The sequence below is a fragment of the Pelagibaculum spongiae genome (genome assembly GCF_003097315.1).
Taxonomy (GTDB): Bacteria; Pseudomonadota; Gammaproteobacteria; order Enterobacterales; family Pelagibaculaceae; genus Pelagibaculum; species Pelagibaculum spongiae.
Genome location: NZ_QDDL01000008.1, coordinates 124,716 through 150,886, shown reverse-complemented (window position 1 = coordinate 150,886; position 26,171 = coordinate 124,716). Strand labels below are relative to the sequence as shown.

Annotated in this window: 19 protein-coding genes; 7 read left to right on the top strand and 12 right to left on the bottom strand. The window is 41.4% G+C overall.

The genetic code is table 11. The features are described 5' to 3' along the window. Window positions 1-86: 86 nt before the first annotated feature. The 5 genes from DC094_RS16825 to DC094_RS16805 form a co-directional block, all read right to left on the bottom strand. Window positions 87-1,061: an LpxL/LpxP family acyltransferase gene (locus tag DC094_RS16825; RefSeq protein WP_116688287.1), complete on the bottom strand. Its 975-nt coding sequence runs from the start codon at window positions 1,059-1,061 to the stop codon at window positions 87-89. Between the two features lie 42 nt (window positions 1,062-1,103). Next, the gene (locus DC094_RS16820; RefSeq protein ID WP_116688286.1) at window positions 1,104-2,024 is read right to left on the bottom strand and encodes an alpha/beta hydrolase family protein; all 921 of its coding nucleotides are present in this window, start codon (window positions 2,022-2,024) and stop codon (window positions 1,104-1,106) included. A 324-nt stretch (window positions 2,025-2,348) separates the two neighbouring features. Continuing rightward, entirely contained in the window at window positions 2,349-3,134 is a 786-nt protein-coding gene (locus DC094_RS16815) for a hypothetical protein (RefSeq protein ID WP_116688285.1), read from the bottom strand. A 227-nt stretch (window positions 3,135-3,361) separates the two neighbouring features. Next, window positions 3,362-4,324, bottom strand: a complete 963-nt coding sequence (locus DC094_RS16810; protein ID WP_116688284.1) for a hypothetical protein — start codon at window positions 4,322-4,324, stop codon at window positions 3,362-3,364. A 429-nt stretch (window positions 4,325-4,753) separates the two neighbouring features. Next, complete coding sequence (locus tag DC094_RS16805) at window positions 4,754-7,333, bottom strand: M9 family metallopeptidase (protein WP_158527366.1); 2,580 nt, start codon at window positions 7,331-7,333, stop codon at window positions 4,754-4,756. A gap of 600 nt (window positions 7,334-7,933) precedes the next feature. Between DC094_RS16805 and DC094_RS16800 the strand changes: the two genes are divergently transcribed. Continuing rightward, a complete protein-coding gene (locus tag DC094_RS16800; protein ID WP_133245594.1) occupies window positions 7,934-8,851 on the top strand; it encodes a DMT family transporter in 918 nt (305 codons plus the stop codon). A gap of 257 nt (window positions 8,852-9,108) precedes the next feature. Here the strand turns inward: DC094_RS16800 and DC094_RS16795 are convergent, their stop codons facing one another. Next, entirely contained in the window at window positions 9,109-9,651 is a 543-nt protein-coding gene (locus DC094_RS16795) for a hypothetical protein (RefSeq protein WP_133245593.1), read from the bottom strand. Window positions 9,652-10,080: 429 nt separating this feature from the next. After that, window positions 10,081-12,651, bottom strand: a complete 2,571-nt coding sequence (gene clpB / locus DC094_RS16790) for an ATP-dependent chaperone ClpB (RefSeq protein WP_116688280.1) — start codon at window positions 12,649-12,651, stop codon at window positions 10,081-10,083. 328 nt (window positions 12,652-12,979) lie between these two features. Between clpB and DC094_RS16785 the strand changes: the two genes are divergently transcribed. Continuing rightward, entirely contained in the window at window positions 12,980-13,309 is a 330-nt protein-coding gene (locus tag DC094_RS16785) for a hypothetical protein (RefSeq protein WP_116688279.1), read from the top strand. A 22-nt stretch (window positions 13,310-13,331) separates the two neighbouring features. Here DC094_RS16785 and DC094_RS16780 read toward each other — a convergent pair whose 3' ends face one another. After that, window positions 13,332-14,210, bottom strand: coding sequence for a DMT family transporter (locus DC094_RS16780; protein ID WP_206605687.1), 879 nt, complete (start codon window positions 14,208-14,210; stop codon window positions 13,332-13,334). 470 nt (window positions 14,211-14,680) lie between these two features. On the opposite strand from DC094_RS16780, the gene DC094_RS16775 reads away from it, so the two are divergent. Further along, complete coding sequence (locus DC094_RS16775; protein ID WP_116688277.1) at window positions 14,681-15,358, top strand: glutathione S-transferase; 678 nt, start codon at window positions 14,681-14,683, stop codon at window positions 15,356-15,358. A gap of 120 nt (window positions 15,359-15,478) precedes the next feature. Here DC094_RS16775 and DC094_RS16770 read toward each other — a convergent pair whose 3' ends face one another. The 3 genes from DC094_RS16770 to hrpB form a co-directional block, all read right to left on the bottom strand. Then, the gene (locus DC094_RS16770) at window positions 15,479-16,861 is read right to left on the bottom strand and encodes an alkaline phosphatase D family protein (protein ID WP_116688276.1); all 1,383 of its coding nucleotides are present in this window, start codon (window positions 16,859-16,861) and stop codon (window positions 15,479-15,481) included. Between the two features lie 609 nt (window positions 16,862-17,470). Continuing rightward, entirely contained in the window at window positions 17,471-18,160 is a 690-nt protein-coding gene (locus DC094_RS16765) for an HNH endonuclease (RefSeq protein ID WP_133245592.1), read from the bottom strand. Window positions 18,161-18,180: 20 nt separating this feature from the next. Continuing rightward, window positions 18,181-20,772: an ATP-dependent helicase HrpB gene (gene hrpB / locus DC094_RS16760; RefSeq protein WP_133245591.1), complete on the bottom strand. Its 2,592-nt coding sequence runs from the start codon at window positions 20,770-20,772 to the stop codon at window positions 18,181-18,183. A 315-nt stretch (window positions 20,773-21,087) separates the two neighbouring features. Here hrpB and serB point away from each other — a divergent pair, with 315 nt between their 5' ends. The 4 genes from serB to DC094_RS16740 all read left to right on the top strand — a co-directional run bounded on the left by serB (window position 21,088) and on the right by DC094_RS16740 (window position 24,523). Next, a complete protein-coding gene (serB, locus tag DC094_RS16755) occupies window positions 21,088-22,311 on the top strand; it encodes a phosphoserine phosphatase SerB (protein WP_116688273.1) in 1,224 nt (407 codons plus the stop codon). Between the two features lie 119 nt (window positions 22,312-22,430). Next, on the top strand, window positions 22,431-23,156 hold the full coding sequence (locus tag DC094_RS16750; protein WP_116688272.1) for a hypothetical protein: 726 nt from the start codon (window positions 22,431-22,433) through the stop codon (window positions 23,154-23,156). A 144-nt stretch (window positions 23,157-23,300) separates the two neighbouring features. Beyond that, window positions 23,301-23,624 (top strand): hypothetical protein, encoded by a 324-nt coding sequence (locus DC094_RS16745; RefSeq protein WP_116688271.1) that lies wholly within the window; start codon window positions 23,301-23,303, stop codon window positions 23,622-23,624. 173 nt (window positions 23,625-23,797) lie between these two features. Then, on the top strand, window positions 23,798-24,523 hold the full coding sequence (locus DC094_RS16740; RefSeq protein WP_116688270.1) for a hypothetical protein: 726 nt from the start codon (window positions 23,798-23,800) through the stop codon (window positions 24,521-24,523). Window positions 24,524-24,577: 54 nt separating this feature from the next. Here the strand turns inward: DC094_RS16740 and DC094_RS16735 are convergent, their stop codons facing one another. Further along, entirely contained in the window at window positions 24,578-26,095 is a 1,518-nt protein-coding gene (locus DC094_RS16735; protein WP_116688269.1) for a fumarate hydratase, read from the bottom strand. Between the last annotated feature and the right edge of the window lie 76 nt (window positions 26,096-26,171).

The following is a 26,171-nucleotide window of genomic DNA, read 5'->3' as shown; positions in this document are numbered from 1 at the left end:
TAAAAAGACTGGACTAAATCAGAGCAGCAGCCACACATGCCCATGAATAGCTGCTGATTAGAGTTACATCACGAAGCAATATCGAATTATTTTTGGTAAAGCGATGACTCACCTTCAGGGCGTGTTTTGAAACGCCGATGCTGCCATAAATATTGCTCGGGATGCTCGAGAATTCGTTGCTCAGTTAACTGATTTAAACGCAATGTATCGGCGAAGGAATCATCGCTGGGAAAGTTTTTTAATGGTGCTGAAAACTTCACCACATAGCCGGTTTTTTCTAAGTAAATAGTGACTATTGCAACCGACGCAAATGTTTGGCGAGCAAAATCACTTGTACTCATCACAGTGGCCGTGTTTACACCAAAAAATGGCATAAATACACTGCGCTTTGGCCCAAAATCTTGATCAGGGAGGATCATTCCTGGCTCATCATGCTGCATGAAATGCAGTAAATCTTTAACTTGTTTACGTGGAATAAATCGGGTCTTGAACTTAGGTCTTTGCCGAAATTTTCCAGATAGATACTCAAATAATGGATTGTTATTAGGACGATACAGCAAATTAAAAGGCATGTTTTCACTGGCTATCCGACAGGCCATTTCAAGGCATGTCATATGCAAGGCACTTAATAAAATAGGCTTACCCTGCTCAAGATGAGTTTGTAGTTCTGGATCGATTTCAAATCGCCCCAACCGCTGAATTCTGCTGCGAGATGCAAACCAAGCCAAGCCTGGTTCCAGCAAGGCAATCCCTAAAGTTTCAAAATTCTGCTTTAGCAATTGCTCACGTTGTTGATCTGTCTTTTCGGGAAAGCACAAGGCTAGGTTTTGTCGGGTAACTCGTAAACGACTCCCGCCTAACTTCATTAATAAACGCCCCATTGCACGGCCAGTAGCAAAAAAAGCAGGTAATGGTAATCGTCCAAGAATAAACAGAATTAGCACCAACAGCCACAACCCCAAGTACTTCGGATGCAAGAATTTCCATTGGAAGTGATAATCCGAGGTATAGGTTTTCTGCTGTGCTTGATTCTCGAGTGATTCTGGTTTTTCTTGTGACATCTCTGATTCCTGTCAATCAAACCCTGCTCTGTTCAAGATCGGCTAAACAGACACAACCGCTTCTACTTGTTCCTTACTAACTAATGCAGATTGCAGCAGCCAGTCAGCCGTATCTTTCCAAAGCTTTTGAGGCATATTACGACGAAAGAAACCAAAATGTCCTATTTTTCCTGCTTGATAATCTTTAGGGTTCAGCAACAGTAGTTCACTACTCTCGGCTTGATAAAAACTCTGAAGCGCTTTAACGCAAGCCATCGGCGCAAAATCAGTATCATCACTAATGGCGATAAAACGCATCTGCTTTTGCTGATTGTAGTGGGTTCGAATTGGCTGTTTTCGCTGATCACTAACATAGTGTGGATTACGACACCAAGCTGCCCAACTAAGAGCAATTGATCTTGGTAAGTCATCACCACCACCGAGTAATTTACCAGGAAATTGCCCGCGAACTATCGTCACCAGCGGCATAATACCAAACATCACTAGCCACATTTTAATCCGTAATAACGGTGAATAGAGTTTCCAATAGCCCGAGCCAGAAGCTATGACCAACGATTTCTCTGCCAAACCATTGTTATCGGCCAAACCCAAGATTTGCCCACCTAGGCTATGGCCAATTGTCATCAGCCTGAGCTGGTTATGTTGCTTAGACAACCAATCCAAGCCAGCCCTAAGATCTTGTTCACCAAAATCTGTTAGCCGCAAAGATTTTCGCTGGGCAAGATTACTCTCGATATTTTTACTATCACCCATTCCACGGTAGTCATAGCTCATCACAACAAAACCCTGCTTGGCCAACCAACTAGCAAAGTGATGATAATAGCTACGAGGAATCCCCATTGCTGGGCTGATTAGCAGCGCCACGCCATTTTCTTGTTGCGGTAAGTATTCACTTGCCGCCAACAAAAAGCCGTCTCGCGTAGTTATTTGAATTGGATTAATCTGGATATTGCTTTTATTCATAACTCAGATTACATCTAGCAGAGGTGGAGATGAATCATGCTAGCGGTAAAAGATGCGTTTGATAAGTGATTTTTAACTTCTTTCAGTTTTCTTAAGTCAGATATCTCTTGTAAATAAAGAAGGCCATTTATATAAGAATTGGTCGTAAAAAATGCTTTCTTTCAGCCAATTTACCGCTGCCAGCTATTACTCATCGTTAGATTAATACTTGCTCTATTATTCTCTGAGGTTGTCAGAAAATGGTGGTAAATATTGGTTTGATGATTATCGATAATAATTTTCTGATGGTTCTCAGAACCGTCAGTCACAGTATCGAAGCTGGGCTCAGTCGAGTAGCCCTGATCCTTGTGATAAATCCGTGTGCTGCCAGCGCCATGCCCAGTCTCTAGCGTGATTTGACTGATACCCGCAGGCACGAAGAAATAACCATATACTCGCTGATTGGTTTCTGTTTTGCAGCTGAGGAACAAAAGTTTCGGCAGCCAATGACAAACAAAGATTCGGAATATGGCTCAAGTCAGTGCTATCTCCACCACCTGAATTATCACTGCTGTCATTACCGTCACCATCGGAGCTATCATCTCTGCTAAAACTATCGTCAGTAACTTCATTACCAATCACTGACGCCAGATAGCTACACACAAGTGCTTCTACCTGCTCATGTACTACCTGAAAAATGCGGAACATATTCACATCAAAAAAAGTTTCCTGCACCTGTTGTCTGGCCGTTACTTTTAATTTCCATCCATTGGTCATTCTAAAACCCAGAACTTCATCGGTATTATTTCCCAATTGTGGGCAATTCCATATTTTGTAATTATTTAGACCATTTTTCAGAAGGTTTTTAATCTGATTATCTGCTTTACGCAGGCCATCAAGAATTAATGCACCCAACAAACCATAAAGACTATCGGTATTAACATTAAAGTCCCGACTATCTAGCCCACCTTTGGTCATGCGATGACTCGAAAAATCATGTTGAATATCGATACCCAGAGCAGAAAATAAATTATCCCGACGATTGCTACTACCCACAAGGCTGGCTATCAAACTCGACAGCTTTTGTTTTTCAGTAGCACCAGCACAACGCTTTCGTTTATCACAGTACATCGAACACATCAGTTCATGACGGACTTGCGGCCAGTTCTGACGATTTTTAATCGTAGGTACATTCCTTTTGAAACCGAGCGGGCGATTTCCATATTCATAACAGGTTGTGCTTTATCAACTGTATTATGCATACAAGAAAAGTTATGAGTAAACTAATCTGCCAAAACTGGCTATCTAGAAATAACTTCGATAGCCATATCTTAATAATTACCAAATGTTATGGCAATTCACTCTGAACAAGTAGATAGTAAGGTTGATGCATTTCTGCATGAACCAGAATTACCGCTAATGATTAGCATGTATTGAGTGTTTGCATCTTCAATTAAAGGGCATGCATTTGAACATTCGGTTAATATGCGATTATCGTTAATATAAATATACTCAGACGGATGTTCTTCGATTTGGTTGATATTCAAACCATTCAGACTTTCTAGGGCAGGGTTTTTAAGTATAGAAACGCCTTGATTGGCACTAATATTATCAATTCCATCCAAGCTTGTTAGTGCTAAATTACCTTGAATTAATAGGCTCCCTCCTATTTTTGAAATACCTGAAAGTCCATTTAAATTATTAAGTGCATGATTTCCGATTATAGAAATATCAGAATCTACAGACTTTATATTTTTTAATCCATTTAAATCAACCAACGAAACATTGTATCCAACAATTATTTCACCGTGTAATGCGTTAATATTTGATAAGCCATCAATATTAGTCAGGTGCTCATTCCCGAATACTTGAATATCACCACCTACGTACTTGATACTTGACAAAGGATTAATATCTTCAACAAGGTTAAGAACTTTAATGTAAAGATTGTCACGAACTGAAGTAATCAGCCCAAGACCTTTTAAATTAAATATATCCGACTCTACCGTTAAATCACGAAAAGTACCTATAAATAAACTCCCTTGAATCTGCGTGCATCTATTTTTATTATAAAAATTATCGATTTCATTCTGATTTATCAAAAGGTAATCAGTATCAATAGGGCATTTTGAGTTTATCACGCTGTAAACTTTGGGAAGCTCCTCTACCTCTAAGTAGTTGTCATCACCAAATAAGCTGGCGACATCAACTGATGTATTTTTTATTTCAGCGCTGTTAAAATTGTTCGAGTTTGTTGAGTTCTGACCAAAACAAAAAGTGCTTACTATTAAGCAACCATAGGCAGCGAATTTAACATTCATACATTCACCTTTAAGTGTAATTCATTAGATTAAAGAGATTATAATTTCACTTTTATCATTTAAGACAATCTAATCTATTATGTAACAAATCAATGATTTTTGATATATAATGCCAATTTAGTTATAGCCAACCAAAGCTTTGGAAGCAAACCTACAACCATGATTTACCAGCCTTTACGCTCAATTATCTTGATAGTTATTGTCCCAAATCAGATTACGCACTCGGTCCTGATTACCACCACCAGGTTTGAATAAACGATTACATTTAGCAGAGGTGGAGATGAATCATGCTAGCGGTAAAAGATGCATTTGATAAGTGATTTTTGTCAACAACGAGATTAACGTAAAAATTACAGTTGTTAATATTACATTTTCAGTGGTTTTTTTGACCAAAAGAAGGCGGCCATTAATGACCGCCCTATAATGTGACTACTCCATAATAATTTGAATTGAAGTGTTCTGATGACCGGCAGTGAATAAGAAGTAATGATACCTATAATTACTTGGGTCATTCAGAATAACTTCTTCATTGGCACCACCAACATTCATATGTTCATCATAATTAGCAGTACTTGGATAACTCTGATCTTTATAATAAAACCCTGCATTACCTGAACCGTGACCAATTTTAATTGTCACTTTATCGACACCCATAGGCACAAAGAAATAACCATACACTATCTGATTTCCTGCGACACAGGCCGCCATATCTTGTTCATTTTGCAGTTTTGGAATAAAGGTTTTGCTATCTTGAGTTGCACAAACATTTGGCAGTTCAGCAAGCGGATCGTCACCACCATTATTGTCTCCGCCACCGTTATCATCTTTAGTCAATGAAACACTGAGTTGGACATTGGTAAAAGGATTATAAGGAGCAACCATAATAAACCACTCACCTGCTGCCGGATTATCAACCGTAATGGTTTCGTTATTACCATTTATCCAAGGGCGATAATCCCACTGGTCGACAGTCACCTGAGCATTATGACGCAAATATAAATCAGCATCACCCGTGCCAGATTCAATATGAATCACTAATTGTTGGGTACCCTGAGGTACTACAACTTTAAATTCAGGCAACTCAAGGCTACTGGCCGATGAAATAACTCGCATATCACCATCATTAAGCACTTCAATTGCAGGGTTTTCTCCGTTATTGTCGCTTCCGTCACCTACAGTACTTTCAACTTCTAACAACCAATCCATCCACTCACTATCATAATTGGTTAAGCGAGCATTTAGATAATTGTTATAGCCAGCATAATCACCATTTCGGAAATAACCCAGTATTTGATTAACAACATCGGGATGGCGCTCGAACATAAAACGAACGGCTAAATAACCCCAACGGTAAACTCGATCACTATCACTGTTGTAGTCATTTTTGAAAATACTCGATAAACCAAACTCGCGAGTTCGAGCTAAATCAATCGCGGTGTCATTGAAGTTTTTCTTGTCAATATATTCTCCAAGCCCTTCTAGCCACCAGATAGTATCTGCCGTTAAATAATCAGAAAAACCTCCTTTCATATTAAAGCGACCATCTAGGTAATGAACATATTCGTGACGAAGGTTCCAAACTTGGAAATCTGGCAACCAAGTTGCTTCATAGGCAATAAAACGCGCTTGGTTGTTCGCATCAGAAGGGGTTCCTTCTAAATATATGCCACCATTATTGGTGTAATTCCCAAACAATGTACCTGAATAAGTTTGATAATCATCGGCACTATTAAACACAACGACTTCTAACGATGAATTCATATCACCTGCAACAGGCTGTTGACCGGTTTGTAATTTATTATGGAAATAATCACCTTGAGCCACCAACTCATCACAGCTGTCACTTAATTGTTGGCTAGTCATCTGCTGAGCACGAATCACTACTGAATTACTACAACTGTGGTTAATTGGCAAAATTTGCGCCGCCAGCTGTTGTTTAAAGTTGCAAACACCGTAGTAATTGCATTGGCTTGAATCATAATAATCAGCCATCTCTGCTGCGCCCACCCAAATTCCTGGCCCATTAGCAAACGAATAATTATCAAGCAAACTTTTAACCATGGGCCGCAGCATACTTTTTAGCTGGTAATGTTTTAAGAATCGCCCCAACTCACGAGCAGCATTATTTAACAAAAACTCACCATCACTTCCAATCATATTGTTATGAGTAGCAATAAACTGTTGCAGGCTGTTTATAACAGATTGATCTGAAAAAATTTTGGTTTTGAAATCATCGTTATAATGACCGCGAAACAATACGGTAAACACACTATTAGTGGCTGCTCGCATATACCAAGAATCAGCAAACTGCTGATTAAACCTTGCTAGCATATCTTTAACAATAAATAGGTAGCGAGCATTCTCTCCCGAGCTGTCTATCAAAATAATCGCTTCTCTCAAGACATTACCATGATCATCATTAACCAGCGGATAGCTGTCAGACGCGAAATAATTATCTAACGCTTGGCGAATCGAATTTTTTAAGTTACCGCCATATTGGCCTACATCGTCGGCCTTATAGAACTGAACGTAATAACCAGCCCGGAGGAATAGCACTAACTGCTCGATACCTTGGTCGTTATTCCCCTGATAACTCAAACTTTGCTGCGCCATACTATTGGCAACACTGACCATCTGAGATTCTCGAAAAACTTGGTAAGCCATCATGCCGCTCAATGAAAATAAATCATTAACACAATCGATCGGAGCTTGACGGATAAAATCCGTCAAATCACTACCGCTTCGAGATGCGAAGTCATCGCTATTGCAACTAGCAACGGCTTGAGCACTATTCAATTGCAATGCTTGCGGGGTTATTTGCTGTAAAATATTGGATTGTTGTACTGGGTTTACTAAAAAAGAAGGTTGTTGCGGATTTTTCAAAAGCAATTTAATCGGCGGCTTTTCTTCTAGGTTAAACGGTTCAGGGTGGCCTGCTTCAATTGGTTGGGCATTCACCCCTGAAGCCAGCAAACTAGTTAACACAATAGGAATTAATAATTTTCTCATGCGATCCTCCATAATCAACAAGCTAAAGAACTACATATCGCAGTTAGCTTTAAAAGGATAGCCAGCTATTTTTCAAATTACTTATTCAATTTTTTTGTGAGTGTTGATTAAAAAATTTGGGGGTGTTTTTCTCGCATTATTCAGAAAACTGTCCTAACCAATACCCGACAAAACCAGTCAACTAATACTTTAAAAAACAGCTCCAACCAATAGTAAACCAACAAATATTTAAATTGACTTTTTCATCTTAAGCTATGGTAAAATTTTAAATTTTTTAATCTAAAAAAAGAAAACACCACTAGATAACATTGATTGCCAACACCCAGAAAAAGAGCTATTGAAGTAAATGTTTTAACTGTTTGCTCTGGCACAATATCTGACTATTTTAGTTTGAATTAAATTTTAACTATTAATCGTTGCGTAAGTATTCGCAAAAATGATACTACAAGACATCTACATCGTCGTATGCGCCATATCTGTTACAGGGTCGATAATACAAAAATAAATGCAACGATTGATACCGTGCAATTGCCACGGAACATCAAACCAAACAAGTTGTCCTAACTTGTACCATTCATTGGTTGAACTGAAAAATTCACATTGAAAATAACAATTCAAAAAACCAGCCTTCTTCTTAGTACCTTTCTGGTAATGATCGCCTTTGCAGCTAATTCCGTGCTCACTCGGGCAGCTTTGACAGATCTACTGATCGACCCATATAGCTTTTCTACTATCCGCCTTGCTTCGGGTGCTATCACACTATTACTGATCTTAAAGCTAACAACCCGACTAAAAAATACCCCCATTCGCCAGCAAGCATTCAAATCAAAATTTGACCAAGGCAGTTTAGCCCGCGCCTTATTGCTACTTGGCTACGCCTGTTTTTTTTCTATTGCTTATCTATCTATCCACTCTGGAACTGGTGCGCTGGTTTTATTCGCCAGCGTGCAAATCACCATTTTGTTATATGCCCATCATTTCAAACAGCAGCTCAATCGTTATGAAATATTAGGTAGTGGCATTGCTTTGTCTGGTTTGATTTATTTGTTTTTACCCGGATTAAATACGCCGCCATTAGGCAGTGCTCTATTAATGCTGGTCGCGGGTGTTTGTTGGGGTGGCTTTACCTTGGCTGGAATGCAGGCGACCCAGGCAGCAAAGACCGGCACACTTACACCATTGCAAAATATGCAGCAGAGTTTTTTACTCGCAACACCAATCGCACTGATAGTCCTCACCATCGCAGTAGTTATTTTCAATCAGTATTTATTGTTTAGCGTGGATGGTGTGTTGCTGGCGTTAACTTCTGGCAGCATCACTTCCGCAATTGGCTACTGGGCTTGGTATCAAATATTACCAAAGCTAACCGCCAGTCAAGCTGCAAGCAGTCAATTATCGGTACCATTACTGGCTACTTTTGGAGGTTTAATATTTTTAAATGAGCTGCTAGTGTCACGATTGACTATTGCAGCTGCAATCATTTTGGCTGGGATCTTTTTAACCAACAAGAAACAATAAAGAGCATAGAAAGAAATAAACACCCCTTAATATAGCTCGTAATTAGGGAAACGACTTACTAATGAAATGTCTCGCTTTGCTAAAACTCAGGACTGACCCATAAGAAGACACAGAAAGATTATTTATTTCCACAAACACAGAGCTTTATGATTTAACACCCCATCTTTATCGATGGAGAGTTAAACCAAAAGAGATTAGATGAATAATCTAATGATCAGAACCTACCAAGGCTAATAAAAAAATAGCCTTACATTTTACTAACAATCTTCCATCCGTTTTTTTAAATTATTAATTCCTGATTTAATAGTATCAATTTGACTAATTGCTGTTGATCCTGTTTCTCCCGGACTAAAGTCTAGTAAAAACATATCTTTTTTTTGCGCACAGATCGCTAGCGTTAGCTCGCCTACAATGTTACAAACTTGAAACAAGTTATCTTCTATTAATTTCAAACTTTTAAGGATTTTAATTTTATCACCCTTATTTAATTCTGCATTAACTTGCCTTGAAACATTGAAAACACACATTTGCGGCTTAAATGTTCGACCTATATGTAACCGTTCTATCATATATTGAGGCTTTATCGTTATTCCCTCAGGAAGAATATTTCCTTGCGTCCACGGAAGAACTGCTGGCAGCAAGCTACTAAGGCCTGCACACTTCAATCTTATATATGCTTTCATTTCTCTTGAAGCAACACTGTCACTGCAACAAATAGCTCCAAAACTCCCTACCACTTCACTATTTTCTTTAATGTAAAATCTTTTATCACAACCATTTCCAAGCAATCGCCAAGACATGACTATCCCTTACAAAAACACTTAAGAAAGAGATTTTATAATATCGAAAACTAATTTATAATTATTGATAAAACACTCATTTATCGAAGGAACTTTTTACTTAGAAAAACCTAAATTAGCAATAAAAAAAAACACAAACCTCCAACAATAAAAGTTTGTGTTTTACAACAAAATAAAAAACCACCTATTGCTGAGCCTCTTACAAAACTCTGACCATAAATAATCATGTGTAACAACATGTAGTCTCGACAGGGTGCGAATGTGATTTTCACTTTATTTCGTCAGCATATAATCAGTCAAGAATTCGACTTACCTCCTGAGTTTTACAGTTATCTTCTCTTATATATGGATTAACAAAAACTTAATGTATAAGTTTTGACTTACACACGACATGAAGCATTATGTGGGAGGTGATTGAACTCTGCAGCTCTAAGCAAACAGCAACCGATCACCATCAGTATCAATTTCTATTTGGCTACCCGGTAAATATTCACCTTGTAGCATTTTCTGCGCCAATGGATTTTCAAGATGTTGCTGAATGGCACGCTTAAGTGGTCGTGCACCATAAACCGGATCAAAACCTGAAGCGGCCAGAAAATCTAACGCCGCCTCGGTAATTTCCAATTTTAAATCTCGATCGATTAAACGCTTGCGTAACCTTTGCAACTGAATAGTGGCAATGGAACGAATGTGTTCTCTAGCCAGTGGATGAAATACCACCATCTCATCGATACGGTTAATAAATTCTGGTCGAAAATGCTGCCCCGCAACTTCCATAACTGCGGTTTTCATTTCCTGATAATGGCTTTCTCCGGCCAGCTCTTGAATCAAATTAGAGCCCAAGTTAGAAGTCATCACTATCACGGTATTTCTAAAATCAACCGTGCGGCCTTGGCCATCGGTTAGTCGACCATCGTCTAGCACTTGCAGTAGAATATTGAAAACATCTGGATGAGCTTTTTCGACTTCATCCAACAGCAATACCGAATAAGGACGACGCCGAACTGCTTCTGTTAAATAGCCGCCCTCTTCATACCCAACATAGCCAGGAGGCGCACCGACCAGCCTAGCGACCGAGTGTTTTTCCATAAACTCTGACATATCGATCCGTACCATGGCATCTTCACTGTCGAATAAAAAATTAGCTAAAGATTTACACAGTTCGGTTTTACCAACACCGGTTGGGCCTAAAAACAGGAAAGAGCCAATTGGCCGATTTGGATCAGATAAACCCGCGCGTGAACGACGCACTGCATCAGAAACCACTTTTACCGCTTCTTGCTGACCGATTAACCGTTTATGCAGTGCACCTTCCATTTTCAGTAATTTATCTTTTTCACCTTCCAGCATTTTGCTCACTGGAATGCCGGTCCATTTAGAGACTACATCGGCAATTTCTTCATCGGTCACCTTGTTTCGCAACAAGGTCATTTCCATCATTTCTGCCTGAGAGGCCATATCTAACTGGCGCTCTAGCTCTGGAATTTTACCGTATTGCAGTTCTGACATTTGGGTCAGATCACCGGCGCGACGGGCCTGCTCTAACGAAAAACGTACCTGTTCAAGCTTTTCTTTAATTGATTGAGTGCCTTGCAATGCCGCTTTTTCGGTTTTCCATACTTCATCTAAATCAGAATATTGAGATTCCAATTCACCAATCTGTTGCTTTAAATCTTGCAGACGTTTTTTAGATGCGTCATCTGATTCTCTCGTTAGCGCTTCTCGCTCGATTTTAAACTGAATTAACCGTCGCTCCAGCTTATCCATTTCTTCTGGTTTAGAGTCAATCTCCATTCGGATTCGGCTACCGGCTTCATCAACTAGGTCTATCGCTTTATCTGGCAGTTGGCGATCAGCAATATAACGATGAGAAAGCGTTGCAGCGGCAACAATTGCCGGGTCAGTAATTTCTACCCCATGGTGCAATTCATAGCGTTCTTTCAAACCACGCAAAATGGCAATGGTATCTTCAACAGTCGGCTCTTCTACTAATACTTTTTGGAAACGCCGCTCTAGCGCTGCATCCTTTTCCATATACTCGCGGTATTCATCTAAGGTCGTCGCGCCAACACAATGCAGTTCACCGCGCGCCAACGCAGGCTTGAGCATATTGCCAGCATCCATAGAACCTTCTGCTTTCCCTGCGCCCACCATGGTATGCAATTCATCGATGAACAAGATGATCTGCCCTTCTTGCTTACCTAGATCATTCAGCACCGCTTTTAGTCTTTCTTCAAATTCACCACGGAATTTAGCCCCTGCAATCAGTGCGCCTAGGTCAAGCGAGAGCAGTCTTTTATTTTTTAAGCCTTCTGGCACTTCACCATTAATAATTCGCTGTGCCAAACCTTCAATAATTGCAGTTTTACCAACGCCTGGCTCTCCAATTAATACTGGATTATTTTTAGTGCGGCGCTGCAATACCTGTATCGTACGGCGGATTTCATCATCACGACCTATCACCGGATCAAGCTTGCCTTGCGCGGCTCTTGCCGTTAAATCAATCGTGTACTTGTCCAATGCTTGGCGTTGTTCTTCTGCATTTGCATCGTTCACTTTCTCACCGCCTCTAACCTTATCTATGGCGCCACGGATTTTCTGTTCATTGAGCCCATGTTTTTTTAATAATTTTCCTAACGTGCCGCGTTCTTGCAAACAAACCAGTGCCACCAGTTCGGTTGATATAAATTGATCGCCTAGCTGCTGCGCTTCACGATCAGCCAAGTTCAGCACCCGCCCTAACTCAGCATCCAGTGAAATATCTCCCTGATTAGAAGACAACTTCGGCAAATTATTAAATAACTGATTAACTTCGCCACTCAAGGTTGCACTATTGACACCACAAGCATTTAGCAAATGCACCAGTGAGCCGCCTTGTTGCTCTAGCAAGGCTTTGAACAAGTGCAAGGCTTCAATCCGACTATGATCTTGCCCAACCGCCAGCGACTGGGCATCAGCGAGTGCTTGCTGCAGCTTGCTAGTCATTTTTTCCATTCTCATTCCGATACCCTTAGGAAAACTCTGTGTTTGTCAGATTGGGCTTTACTGATAGCTTTTCAACCTTTGCAGGCAGCAAGTTGATGATTCTATTAATTAGCATATTACCTATGAAGCTTTAATTGTCGGCTCAATTTTTTGCCAATCAAAACTCGCCAAAGAAAAAAAATGGTGGAAGGTAGTAAAAAGCGAATGAATTGGTATGACAAAAACATTCAATTCAAACTCAATTTTTTAATCGTTGCTATAAGATATTTTATTGAACCGGGTCAATGTTTAGCGATAACCAGTATCTATGATGAGGAATAACTGATTTATTTGAGTGTTAGCCATGCCGTACAGCAAGCATACCGAGAAAGCACGTCAATTTGTCAAGCGTAAAACCTTAACACTAGGCAGCCTAGTTCTGCCTTGGCTATTTATTATTTATGCGATTATTCAAAGCTATAAACCAGAAATGCTCGCTAGCAACCCGTCGCAAATGTTTGCCGTGTTTGCCATATTTCTCTATCCGGTCAGCTATTTGATATTTGTAGTTCAAAGCCGACGTCATCTGGCTAAAGGCCACCCAGCTTCAGCGCTCTATTGGTATCAGTTCCCACGATTACATGCCTGGAGCATTGTTGGCATTTTACTATTGTCGGGAATGGGCATCGTCTAAAAGCAGTTTCAGAAAAGCTGGTTTATCCAGCTTTTCTCTTTTGTTGAAAAGCGACCGCCAATAAAATCATCGCCAAACCGATCAAAGTTGCTGAGTGAATTGCTTCTCCCAACACTTGATTGATTAGTACCAAAGAAATCAACGGTGATAGATAAATTAGGTTACTCACCCGTGCAGTATTCTCGGTCGCCTGCAAAGCTTTTAGCCAAAGCACAAAGGCTAATGCCATTTCCATTAAGCCAATATAGACTGCCGCTAACAAGCCTTGCCAACCTGGCATGCTCATGTCACCACTGATTGCTTTTGATATCAGCATTACAATCAACACAATCGGCAAACCACAAATAAAATTCAGTGCCATTGCAGTCACTGGCTGTTCATTATTCTTTCTACTAACAATCCAATAACCTGCCCACAAAACGGTACTCGCCAAGGCAAAAATGACACCTTGCGGACTTTGAAAGTTCAGAGAAGTTAAATCACCTGAAGTCGCAATCACCACCACGCCAAAATAGCCAACCAAGCACGCTAACCAGTCTTTTTTAGTGATTTTTTCTTTGAGGAAAATAGCCGACATTAGTGTCAACATTAATGCCCAACTGTAATTAATACTTTGCGCTTGTTGAGCTGGAAGCTTCTGATAAGCCAAAAACAGTAGCGGGTAATATATTCCCGGGTTAAGCATTCCTGCCAACCAATATCGCTTCGGTGATTTTTTATAGGCTTCAAGCAGTGAGCGTTTTTGCCACCAAACAACAGCAACTAACATTAAAGTCGCAAACAGTACCGACCAAAACACCAGCTCAAACGGGCCAATATAGCCCAATCCTAACTTGAAAGCAGTCGCTACAGTCGACCAACAAGCCACCGCAGACAAACCATAAACTATCGAACGATCCAAAATAACAACTCGGTACAGTTTTCACAGAAAGGCCGTATTCTGACATAGTGACAAGTTGTTTGCTGCGTTATTAAATAATTACTTAGCAAGAAATATTTTGATCATTCCAGAAGAAAAACTGATAAGTAACAAGAAAAACCATTGTTTGATTAAAAACCATAACTATCTTAAAAAAAATAAGAATACATCAGATAAACAAACATCAATAGATTGCTTTAGCCGATCTATGACATTTCCTTATTATCGCCCAATAAAAAAGGGAAGACTCAAGCCTCCCCCTTCTCATATCGAGACCCTTTCGGATCGGTTTCCAAACCAACTTGATAATGAGCTATTGGTTATTTTTTATTTGTGAGCTAGTTCGCAAAAGCCCTTTTCTAAAAAATTTAGACCAACTTTAACAATGGCAGCTCGCATCTAGCAATCGCTCACAGTATATTGTATGCATGTGTACATAACAGATGATTTTTATGTCAGTAGCATCACAACCTGTACTCTATTCTTTCCGGCGCTGCCCTTACGCCATCAGGGCCAGAATGGCTATTGCAGCTTCAAAAAGCCAAGTAGCTCTACGTGAAGTAGTTCTGAAAGACAAACCACAGCAATTAATAGGCAAGTCATCAAAAGCAACGGTGCCCGTGCTTATTATTCCCGCCAGCGAACAACATGATGAAATGCTGCTTGATGAGAGTCGTGACATTATGCGATGGGCATTATCTAACCAAGACCCACAGCAGTGGCTTTCTGGTGACGATGTCATGAACTGGCAGTGGGAAATGCAAGGCTTGCTTCAAGAGAATGATTTTATTTTTAAGCTTTCACTGGATCGCTACAAATACCCTGAACAACATCCGCAGCACACAGTGGAATATTACCGCGATCAGTGTGAGGTTTTTCTTGGCAAGCTGGAAAAACATTTGCTAAGAAATCAGTTTCTGGTCGCTGGTCGAGTCACTTTCGCCGACATCGCTATTTTCCCATTCATTCGTCAGTGTGCTCATGTCGATTTCGAGTGGTTTCAGGCAACGCCTTATCCCAAGCTTCAACAATGGCTTGAGCATTTTAAATCATCTGAGATATTTTTATCGGTAATGCAAAAGTATCCACAGTGGAAAGAAGGCGATACACCGGTTTATTTTCCAGAATAAAAAATTTTTCAAAGTAGGTTTGATAAGCCAAAGGCGCAATCAGATATTAGGCTCTATCAAATAAATGCCTGATTTCGTTTTAACTCATCAAACCTACAAGACTATTTACATCAACTTATTTTACACCAGTTTATAAGTCTTACGCGCTAGTTCATTATCGAAATCACCCCGATAAATTACTTCCACTTCACCTGTTGCTGGCTCAAATGCCAATTCAACATAATTAAATACCGCAGCACACCAATCAAACTGGCTCCTCGGCAAGAAACCACCCAGCGGATTTATGACTTGGCAGAACGGCCCCACCGTAACTTCAGTGGAACGACTTCCAGGGCCTGTTTTGTCTACCCGGCCCATCGCTGCAAAATGCACATCACCAGCCAGCCAAAGCACGCCCGGAATTTGATTGCCTTCAATGTAATTTAAAATATCGGCTCTTTGTGAAGCATAACCAGACCAGCGCTGAGCTTCTCCAGAATCGAACAATACCCCGGGGAAATGTGAAATTGGCACTGAGTTAACAATTAACTTAAATACGGCCGAACTGTCATTTAGCCCCCGCTTTAACCAAGCCAATTGCTCAACAGACAAATATTGCGCTTCAGGCGTATTCATCGTTGAAGGTCGGCGGTCGCTGCGGCTATCCAGTACAAATACATCAACCGTGTCACCGAAAGATAACTTACGCCAAATCTGATCCGGCCGTTGTGGATTACGTTTAACCGGCATATGTTCAAAATATGCATCTAATCCATGGCGTAATAAAGTTGGGTCGATGGTTTCCGGGTCCCAATCATTCACTATTTCATGGTCATCCCAAGTGCTAATCTGGCAATTGGCAGAACGTACTCGCTGAAAACCTCGTTTTTTTAAATTCTTGCTCCAGATTTTACGATAAGACTCTGGGTCTGAGGCGCTGTCGTTATAACTGGTATCACCCAGAAAAATGAACGCATCTAGATTACGGCGTAAACCTGCCTTTTCCAAAGTAAATGGAATCATGTAATTTGAAGCACAAGAACCCGCAGCAAAACGAACCGGTTCAATGGCACCTTGCGGCAAGCTACTACGGAAACGGCCGTTATAAAACACCTGAGTGGACTTGCTGCCCTTAAACTCAACGAAGCTATACATGTAGCGCTCACCCGGCTGCAAATCATTAATTTGCAACTGAACATAGCCATGGCTATTGGGTGAAACCTCGATATTCAAAAGTGGGTTTTGCAAATCAACATCATCTTCTAGCCACAACATTAACCTCAGATCTTTCTTGCCAATATATTGCGTCCACAGCTGAATGTTATCGCCCTCAGGGTCTGCCGCAGCGACGCCTAAAGGAAACTCTTTCACCTTCTGGTCGGTATCAACCTTGCAACCAATCAACAGTAACGCTGCAGCAGCGGCTGTTGCTTTGAGAAAGTCACGACGCGACCAAGACGATTCGATTGCAGATTGGAGAGAAGAAGCGGCGGATTTGAGACTTACTGAAACTACTTGATTCATTTTACTGCTCTTTTTTGTTTTTTTGAGGCAGCCAGCTACATAGGTGACAGCTGGTGGTATTTCTAAAACAAAGACAGCATAATAAAAATAGAATTATTAGTCACGAAAATGAATGTACAGTGAAACCATATCGCTTTAATGGGTGTATTTGTTCTTGTTCTATTTCACAGATATAGAGCATATAAACCCGGGTGCGCCGTAAGGCTTACCCAGGCTACGAAAACCGAGTGGAGTTTTTTTTATTGATAAATCTTTAATATTTCATTCAGTACCAAGCCAAAGGTTGGTCGGGTAAGCCTTACGGCGCACCCGACAATCACCCGATAACGCAGGTGTTTTAAAATATTATATGTTTCGAATAGACTCGGTATTTTTCTGAAATTAAGCGTGTAGAAAGAAACACTCTTGATGTAGGTCGTCATGAGCGAAGCGAATAGCGACTTGTCAACGAAATGTCACGCTTCGCCAAGGCTCAGGGATGACCTACGAGAGGCACAGAAGGATTATTTATTTCCACAGCCCTTAATCTTTTTATCGATCAATGCGCCAACCACAACATCGATTATTGTTGTGGTTGGCCACACGACCTATAGCAGGATTGCACGATAATTAAGAGCTTCTTTTAATCAAGTCAATCAATTCATCAACTGTCATTGCAGTTCTAGTTTTATGTATCATTGCGTGACAATTGGGACATAATGGAATCAGATCTTTTTCGGGGTTGTTGAAGTGCTCCTGCCTTACATCTTTCAAAGGAACTTTATGATGAACATGGATAAATCCTTTGCCCAGATTCCCATAAACAGCTTCAAAATCAAAACCACAGGCTGTACATTTGCAGCCTTTTTTTTCCAAACACTCCTTTCGTGCTTGGGTGTTTCTCTCGAATGCATTAACTAGTTTCTGAATCGCCTTTCCTTCGCGGAAACTTTGCTCATCCAAGTCATTATCAGCTTCAAACTCTTCAGAATCATTAGAGATTTCAGGAAAAGGGTGATAAATACCACCTATCCATTGTCCTACGGCATATTCAATATTCGATTTTTGAGGTTTACATAAAACATAGCCATTATATTTAAAATCAAACCCTAGGAACTTAAAGCAATACCCATCTACTTTACAAGGAATGCGTTCTAAAAAACGTTTAGTCATCCCCTCAACACCTTTATCATTATTAGTCCAATTATAGCAATAATCATTTGGCGGAAGATTTTTATAAACAAGACCATTGTCTCTAAAAATATTCTCTATCTCATCTCGAGAGAATATATTCAAATTTTTGATAATTAAACACTGCAATCCCTATCTAGTTGAAAAAATCACTTTCGTTTTATCGAACTCACACTCGCCTTTTCATTAGCCGGATCTTCCGGCCAGCGGTGTTTAGGATAACGGCCACGCATTTCCTTGCGCACTTCGGCATAACTACCTGCCCAGAAACCGGCTAAATCACGGGTCATTTGTAGTGGCCTGCCAGCGGGTGATAACAACGAGAGCGTCACCGGTTGGCGGCGCTGTGCCACGGCAGGGCCAGTGGCTGCACCAAACATTTCCTGCATTTTTACCGAGAGTAAGACTTCACCGTCATCCCGATATTCCAAGCTGGCATTACGGCCAGAAGGAATCGCAAATTTTTGCGGCGCTTGTTGCTCTAGCAATTGCTGTTCTGGCCACGAAAGAATCGATAATAACGATTGGTATAAATCTATTTTTTTCCAGTCGTTGGCACCGGTACAATTCATCAAACCACTTAGCAACCAGTCTTCTGCTGAAGCTAATAATGCCTGCTGTGAAAAATCGGCATCTAATAATGAAAAACGATTTAATAGCTGCACTCGATTCACCAACTGCAACGATGGTTTATCCCACGGTAATACCGAAAGCCCTTTCTTTTGAATTTGCTCTAATTGAATGTTGGCTGCAGCTTCGGCGGTTAATCGCGATTTTTTATGCTGAAGAATAATCGCCCCTAACTTACGTACTTTTTGGCCGACGGCTCGCTGGGCAGTTTCATCCCACTGCGCTTGGTCACAGCTTTCAATTTTATCAGCAAACAACTGTTCAAGCTGGGTTTGGCCAATCGCCAAAGCCCGATAAATCCTGCCATCTTGCTTGCCTGCCCTGGCAGTACCGGCATCCATTTCAGCGATCACTAGCCAAGGTTGATCGCACAAGGAGTCTGAAAGCTCCAGCTCTGCACCTCGACCATTGGCTAGCTGATAGCGGTTGTGCGAATTAGCACGTAATTTAGCCACGCGGTCTGGCCATGCGGTGGCTAATAACTCGGCAATATTTAATTGATCATTAGAGTAACCGACATTCTTTAACAGCTTTAAAATCTGTTTAGCACTGCGATCAATTCTTTTTAGGGTATTTTTATCTGCACCAGTTGGCTGCTGTTGGCGAAACCGTTGCAGTGCGATTAAACGCTTATCTAGGTCAGTATCTCGCCCAGAACCGGCATAATTACCGGTAGCATTTCTTTTGCTAAATAACGGATCTCGCTCGCCGAGAATAGCTGCTAGATCTGCTGCAACATTTCTATATTGACGACTGCTATTAATCAGCATGGCTGCCAGTCGTGGGTGAACCGGTAATTTTGCCGCGGTTTTTCCTAAAACAGTTATTTGCTGTTGCTGTGCAGCACTCACTTTAATTAACTGCAATTGCTGCAATAAATCACATGCCTGCTGCAAAGCTGCAGCTGGCGGTTGGCTGGGCCATTGGATTTGCTCGGCAGTACTGCCCCAACAAGCGAGCTCTAGCACTAGCGATGATAAATCTGCATCTTCAATTTCCGGCGTGGTCACCTGGGCCATCGCTAAAAAACGACTCTCGCCGTATATCCGATAACAAACACCCGGCATTTGTCGACCGGCACGACCGGTACGTTGCTCGGCACTGTCTTTAGCAATGGTTTGGGTGGTTAGTTTGCTCATACCCGAGGCTGGGTCAAACACCGGCCTACGACATAAACCGCTATCAATAACGATCGAAACACCATCGATAGTTAAGCTGGATTCAGCAATCGGCGTAGATAAAATCAGCTTACGCCGACCTTGCGGATCTGGCTGCAATACTTGTTGTTGTGCGTTCCAACCCAGATCGCCATATAATGGCAAAACCGCTAAACCTTCAGCCCAACTAGCTTCGGCCAATATTCTTTCGGCACGTTTAATGTCGCCACTACCGGGTAAGAAAGCCAAAACATCACCGGCTTTTTCACCATCGGCTGCTGTGTTTTCAGTCAGTGCTAATCTCATGGCATTTACAAACTGATCGAACCAGAACACTTGCCCACGCTGATTTAATGTTGGATAAATAATATCTACCGGCCAGCTTTTACCTTGACTGGTTACAACCTGAGCCTGAGGCATTACACTGCTAAAAGCGCGATTATCCAATGTTGCCGACATCAGCATAATTCGCAGATCTTCTCGCAACGCTTGTTGGCATTCTAGCGTTAATGCCAAGCCTAAGTCTGTCTGCAAATGTCGCTCATGGACTTCATCAAAAATCACCAAGCCAATATCAGAAAGTTCAGGATCATTTTGCAACCGACGGGTTAAAATCGCTTCGGTGACTACTTCAATTCGGGTGTTTTTAGACACCAGATGCTCAAAACGCATACTCAAGCCAATCGTTTCTCCCACCGATTGCTTAAGACTTTGCGCCATCCGCTTAGCCGCATTAGATGCCGCTAAACGACGCGGCTCTAACAACAGGATTTTTTTATCACCTAACCAATGATTACTGGCGATTGATTCCAGCAACGCCAAAGGCACCCGGGTGGTTTTACCGGCACCGGGCGGTGCTTGTAATAACAGCTGGTTGTATTGGGATAATTGCTGGCAGATATCTGGAAGTATCGGTTCAATCGGAAGCATTTGTTCTGGCTGGATCATAGTCATTGGGAGAGCAAATAAATTGTTAGCACCAATTGTGCCATGGCCGCTGTTGGATAGATAAACCTTTGGGATCAATTACACCATGGTCAAGTTACAGTTCACACCTCTGGCTATTCTATGCAACCTGCGGTAAAACAATATCTTTTATTGTTTTTCCGGGGTTGTACGGAGCTTACGGCGAGCTATAACTTTCGGAGATTGCCACAAATGCTCGACTAGAATATGTCACTACCCGCAGCAACGGTTGATTTGTTACACTCGCTGCACACAGAAAATTGTCTTACCAATTAGCAAGAAGTAGATAGCGAGCGAGCATCCATGAGTGAAATAGTTCTGGTCAACATTTCCGGCATCGACAAGCCGGGACTCACCGCGCAAATGATGAATATTCTTGCCGACTGGGAAGTAGAAATACTCGATATTGGTCAGGCGGTGATTCACGACACCTTGTCTTTTGGCGTGATGGTGCATATCCCTGACCCTGTAGAGCCAGTACAAAAGGATTTGCTCTATCACCTGCACTCGCTAAACATGCAAATTCGATTTACTCAAATCAGCCGACCCGATTACATGCAATGGGCTGCCGGTAAAGGCCAACAACGCCAAGTGATCACCTTGCTCGGGCGTGAAATTAATGCCGCGCAATTAGCTTGGGTGTCGCGGGTCATTTCTGAGCAAGGTTTGAATATTGATGATATTCGCCGCCTTTCTGGCCGACCACAACTCACCCAAGCTGGGCTAGAGCCGATTAAACAAACCGTTTCAATCGAACTTAACGTTCGCGGTTTGCCGCAAGATGTTCAGCTAATGCAGCAGCAGTTTTTAGAAATTTCTGGCGAAACCGGCATGGATATCGCCTTCCAGCATGACAATATTTACCGTCGCCACCGTCGCCTAGTTTGCTTTGATATGGACTCCACTTTAATTCAAACTGAAGTGATTGATGAATTAGCCGAAGAAGCCGGTATTGGTGAGCAATGTAAAGCGATTACTGAATCGGCAATGCGCGGCGAGCTGGATTTCACTGAAAGCTTTGCCAAAAGATTGTCTTTGCTAAAAGGTTTAGATGAATCGGTACTACAAAAAGTGGCCGATCGATTACCAATTACTGAAGGCGCTGAAAAGCTGTTATCAACCCTAAATAAACTTGGCTATAAAACGGCTATTTTATCCGGCGGATTTAATTATTTCGGCCAGCACTTACAGCGCAAGCTTGGCGTTGATTATGTATTTGCTAATGAGCTGGAAATTATCGATGGCAAGGTCACAGGTGAAGTTCAAGGCACTGTGGTTGATGGCAACCGCAAAGCCGAATTACTAGAAATGCTGGCTGGCAAAGAAAACATCACCCTTGAGCAAGTCATTGCAGTCGGTGATGGTGCCAATGACCTGCCAATGCTTTCTAAGGCAGGTTTGGGCATAGCCTTCCACGCCAAACCGCTAGTGCGTGAAAGCGCCAGCCATGCGATTTCCAACCTCGGATTAGATGCAATTCTTTATTTAATGGGATTGCGCGATAGTGATACTGGTGAACTGGGGTAGAACCCTATTTCAAGACAGAACAAAAAGTTTAACCATCGTATTTTAGTAGATTGAGTGGCAGAATATCAAAATACGAATAGAATTTTATATGTATTCAAATTCCATAAAACAGGCTCAAAATGCTCAAGGCCAATAAATATGCTGAAAAAAAACCAAAAGAGTTTGCCAGCAGAACACCTTTAGATGCCATTTCAGCAGTTTCAAAAGGTGCATGGGCTAAAGTAAAACTTTCCGCGCAGGGAAAAAACCGCGGCATCACTTATGCACAATATGTCCGAAGTGTCTGGGGGAAAAATAAAATAAAACTGTCTTACAGTTCTTCTGTATTTAATAGTACGTCGATAATAGCTGAAATGGACACAAATCCTCAGCTTAGCTGGCCTATCATTTCTGAGGTAGATACTGATATATTACGAACGGAGCTTTTGATACTTTCTTCACTCGCAGAGCAGGAAAAACAATTAAATCTGAGCGCTACTAACAGAGACGTAAATTTATTAACCATAGGAGACATTGAAATTCTATCATCCGAAATATGCAAAGCCGAACTATGGATCACTAGAACTTGGGTCAGCAAGCATGTTAATCATGTGATGCTGCGCATTCCTGATAAGCAGCTAGCTACTTATATTTGGGATAGTGAAAAAGGGTTAGCTAAAAACAACATAATAGAAACATTCCAGCAAAATTCATCTTTTCTAGAAAAATCTCCAGTCCCTGCTTCAACAACTGAAATTAGCAGTCCATCAAGTGCAGCATCAGGCACCTCACTAGCAACGCTACCAGTCTCATTACTAATCCCTGAAGTTACTGACGCAACTGGCTGCATCCATACCACAGTATGAAATAGCTTTACCAACAAACTGGATTCACACTTAAAGACAATGATCTACATAAAAATCATCCAGCTAAATCAGATAACTTTTTCATTCATACCAAAACCATAAAGCCCACCTACACTTGGCAAACCAGCAATCACTGAGCTTGCAATGGATAGCCAACAAATTATTCAGGCTACGAACATATTAAAACCTTCAGCTGAAGCAATGGCAGAACTGTGGGTATGGCAAAAAAAGCAGTCGCGGACAATAAAGGGCGCAGAGGCAGTTCAATTAGATGCAGAGCAGTACATTGATTTTTTTATGGAAAACAAACATAAGCCTCACATCCAGATTCAACCGATTGAAAATGCGTATTTACTTCTAAGAGATATGAATAAGAACCTGCCGTTACAATGGAACTCAGCTCAAATTGGCTCTGAAGCAGCCAAAGCAGCCAAAGCAGCCAAAGCAGCCAAAGCAGCTAATCTCTAACTTGTGCTAGGCATAGTTTATTTTATGCTTGGCATTATTTTCTTATACCCAATCAAGAACCAAAACCGTCTTTGGCTCGTTATGCAAAGCATGTAGCATGATTTGATAAGCTATTCAATTGCAGCATCGAATTTAAGCTAAACTTGTTGCATTTAAGATAAAAGAATCTAGCTATGGATAGCGAAAAAAAAATATCTGTGCGTCCCAAAACTAAGTATAAGTCTGGGTTAGATCCCGTAAAAGCGATGGCGAAAACCGCATATTTGCAGTTGATAAAACGAGACCCCAGGATGACAAGCGCTGGTTGGTCAAGGATTTATGACAACGTATTAAGAGCTCAGATTGATAAGCATAACGCAGTTGCTTTCAAAACATGCTTTGGGATGGCATCTTCACTAAAAAATATATTGGATGCAGGAAAAGAAATTAAATGGTCTAATTTAAAAAATTTCAACAACCTTACTATTGAACAATACTTCCTATATTTTGACCTGCTAATGACTGAATACAGAAGCATGGCAAGAGTATCAGATGATCAAATTTTTGAGCAAAACCAACGTTTAGAAAATGAATCTACATTCACTCTAAGAGGCGTACAAGATTCTTTAGGGCAAACTAAAATAATGTTTGGAAGTATGCCTGTATCAATAAATCAACTTATGAAGTGCGAGTTCTGGATCACCCGATCAAAAAAGTCACTACACATCAATAGCTTTAAGCTAATAATTGTTCACCTCGATATATCTATCGTTATTTGGTCACCTTCAACAAAACCCATTTATACAACCTTATTTGATGTAGTTGATAGATTTGTTGAAGCAAATAAAATTGGTGTCAATTCAGGAGAATTTTCCAATGAACCAGACCCAACTTTGATGACTGGTGAAAATTTAATTTAATCAAAAAAACAAAGAGCACGATGAAATACCGCGCTCTTTACTGGTAGAAATAATTTACTTAACTTCCAGCACCTGAGCTGCAATCTTTTCTTTCCAGATTGCCGGGCCGGTCTGGTGCACTGAAGTACCTTTGGAATCTACCGCTACGGTTACTGGCATGTCCTTTACTTCAAATTCATAAATCGCTTCCATACCCAGCTCCGGGAAGGCCATGGTTTTACTACCCACAATCGCCTTGGATACTAGGTAAGCCGCACCACCCACCGCCATTAAATACACCGCCTTGTGCTTTTTAATAGCTTCAATTGCGATTGGGCCACGTTCAGCCTTACCGATCATGCCAAGCAAACCGGTTTGATCCAGAACTTGTTCGGTGAACTTATCCATTCGAGTGGATGTAGTTGGACCTGCCGGGCCGACAACTTCATCACGAACCGGGTCGACCGGACCCACGTAATAAATAAAGCGGCCTTTTAAATCGACCGGTAATTCTTCGCCTTTATTGAGCATGTCGACCAGACGCTTATGTGCCGCATCACGGCCGGTGAGCATTTTACCGGATAATAAAACGGTCTCGCCTGGCTGCCAGTCCTGAACATCTTCTGGAGTTACTTGATCAAGGTTAACTCTGCGTACACCTTCACCTTCTTCTTGCTCAATTACTGGCCAGTCATCCAGATTAGGCTGCTTTTGTAATGAAGGACCTGAGCCATCCAGAGTGAAATGCGCATGACGAGTAGCAGCACAGTTAGGAATCATGCAAACAGGTAAAGAAGCGGCATGGGTTGGGTAATCCATAATTTTCACATCAAGCACGGTGGTTAAACCGCCGAGACCTTGAGCACCAATGCCCAGTTGGTTTACCTTTTCAAACAGCTCTAAACGAAGCTCTTCGGCACGGTTTTGCGGCCCACGCTCCTTTAATTCCTGAATATCGATATGACCCATTAAGGATTCTTTAGCCATTACTGCGGCTTTTTCTGCAGTACCGCCAATACCTATACCCAACATGCCCGGTGGACACCAACCCGCGCCCATCGTGGGTACAGTTTTTAATACCCAATCAACAATCGAATCGGATGGGTTAAGCATGGCCATTTTCGATTTGTTTTCAGAACCACCACCTTTGGCAGCAATCTGAATATCTAACTTATCGCCAGCAACCATTTCGGTGTGAATGACGGCTGGTGTGTTGTCCTTGGTATTTTTACGTGCGCCAGCTGGATCTTCCAGAATAGAGAAACGCAGTACATTATCTGGATGTTTATAAGCCCGGCGAACCCCTTCATTGATCATATCGTTGAGGGTCATATCACCTTCCCAACGAATCTGCATACCAACTTTAACGAATACCGTGACAATGCCTGTGTCCTGACACAATGGACGGCGCCCCTGTGCACACATCCGCGAGTTAATCAGAATCTGCGACATGGCATCTTTAGCAGCTTGGGACTCTTCCTTTTGCCAAGCCTGATAGACCGCATCAATGAAATCTTTGGGATGGAAGTACGAGATAAACTGCAAGGCGTCTGCAACGCTATCAATCAGATCTTCCTGGCGAATAATGGTCATTTAGGCTTACTCCAGTTACCACAGTAGGGTGTGTTACAGCCTTTGCTGGCGCATCATATGACCGCTGGGCGGCCTT

What these genes read in the sequence shown, in the direction of transcription:
- DC094_RS16805 (WP_158527366.1), bottom strand. Translation starts at nt 7,333, where the DNA reads ATGAGAAAATTATTAATTCCTATTGTGTTAACTAGTTTGCTGGCTTCA.
- serB (WP_116688273.1), top strand. Translation starts at nt 21,088, where the DNA reads ATGAGTGAAATAGTTCTGGTCAACATTTCCGGCATCGACAAGCCGGGA.
- DC094_RS16745 (WP_116688271.1), top strand. Translation starts at nt 23,301, where the DNA reads ATGGATAGCCAACAAATTATTCAGGCTACGAACATATTAAAACCTTCA.
- DC094_RS16820 (WP_116688286.1), bottom strand. Translation starts at nt 2,024, where the DNA reads ATGAATAAAAGCAATATCCAGATTAATCCAATTCAAATAACTACGCGA.
- DC094_RS16795 (WP_133245593.1), bottom strand. Translation starts at nt 9,651, where the DNA reads ATGTCTTGGCGATTGCTTGGAAATGGTTGTGATAAAAGATTTTACATT.
- clpB (WP_116688280.1), bottom strand. Translation starts at nt 12,651, where the DNA reads ATGAGAATGGAAAAAATGACTAGCAAGCTGCAGCAAGCACTCGCTGAT.
- DC094_RS16750 (WP_116688272.1), top strand. Translation starts at nt 22,431, where the DNA reads ATGCTCAAGGCCAATAAATATGCTGAAAAAAAACCAAAAGAGTTTGCC.
- DC094_RS16825 (WP_116688287.1), bottom strand. Translation starts at nt 1,061, where the DNA reads ATGTCACAAGAAAAACCAGAATCACTCGAGAATCAAGCACAGCAGAAA.
- DC094_RS16740 (WP_116688270.1), top strand. Translation starts at nt 23,798, where the DNA reads ATGGATAGCGAAAAAAAAATATCTGTGCGTCCCAAAACTAAGTATAAG.
- DC094_RS16735 (WP_116688269.1), bottom strand. Translation starts at nt 26,095, where the DNA reads ATGACCATTATTCGCCAGGAAGATCTGATTGATAGCGTTGCAGACGCC.
- DC094_RS16770 (WP_116688276.1), bottom strand. Translation starts at nt 16,861, where the DNA reads ATGAATCAAGTAGTTTCAGTAAGTCTCAAATCCGCCGCTTCTTCTCTC.
- DC094_RS16810 (WP_116688284.1), bottom strand. Translation starts at nt 4,324, where the DNA reads ATGAATGTTAAATTCGCTGCCTATGGTTGCTTAATAGTAAGCACTTTT.
- DC094_RS16785 (WP_116688279.1), top strand. Translation starts at nt 12,980, where the DNA reads ATGCCGTACAGCAAGCATACCGAGAAAGCACGTCAATTTGTCAAGCGT.
- hrpB (WP_133245591.1), bottom strand. Translation starts at nt 20,772, where the DNA reads ATGACTATGATCCAGCCAGAACAAATGCTTCCGATTGAACCGATACTT.
- DC094_RS16815 (WP_116688285.1), bottom strand. Translation starts at nt 3,134, where the DNA reads ATGTACTGTGATAAACGAAAGCGTTGTGCTGGTGCTACTGAAAAACAA.
- DC094_RS16775 (WP_116688277.1), top strand. Translation starts at nt 14,681, where the DNA reads ATGTCAGTAGCATCACAACCTGTACTCTATTCTTTCCGGCGCTGCCCT.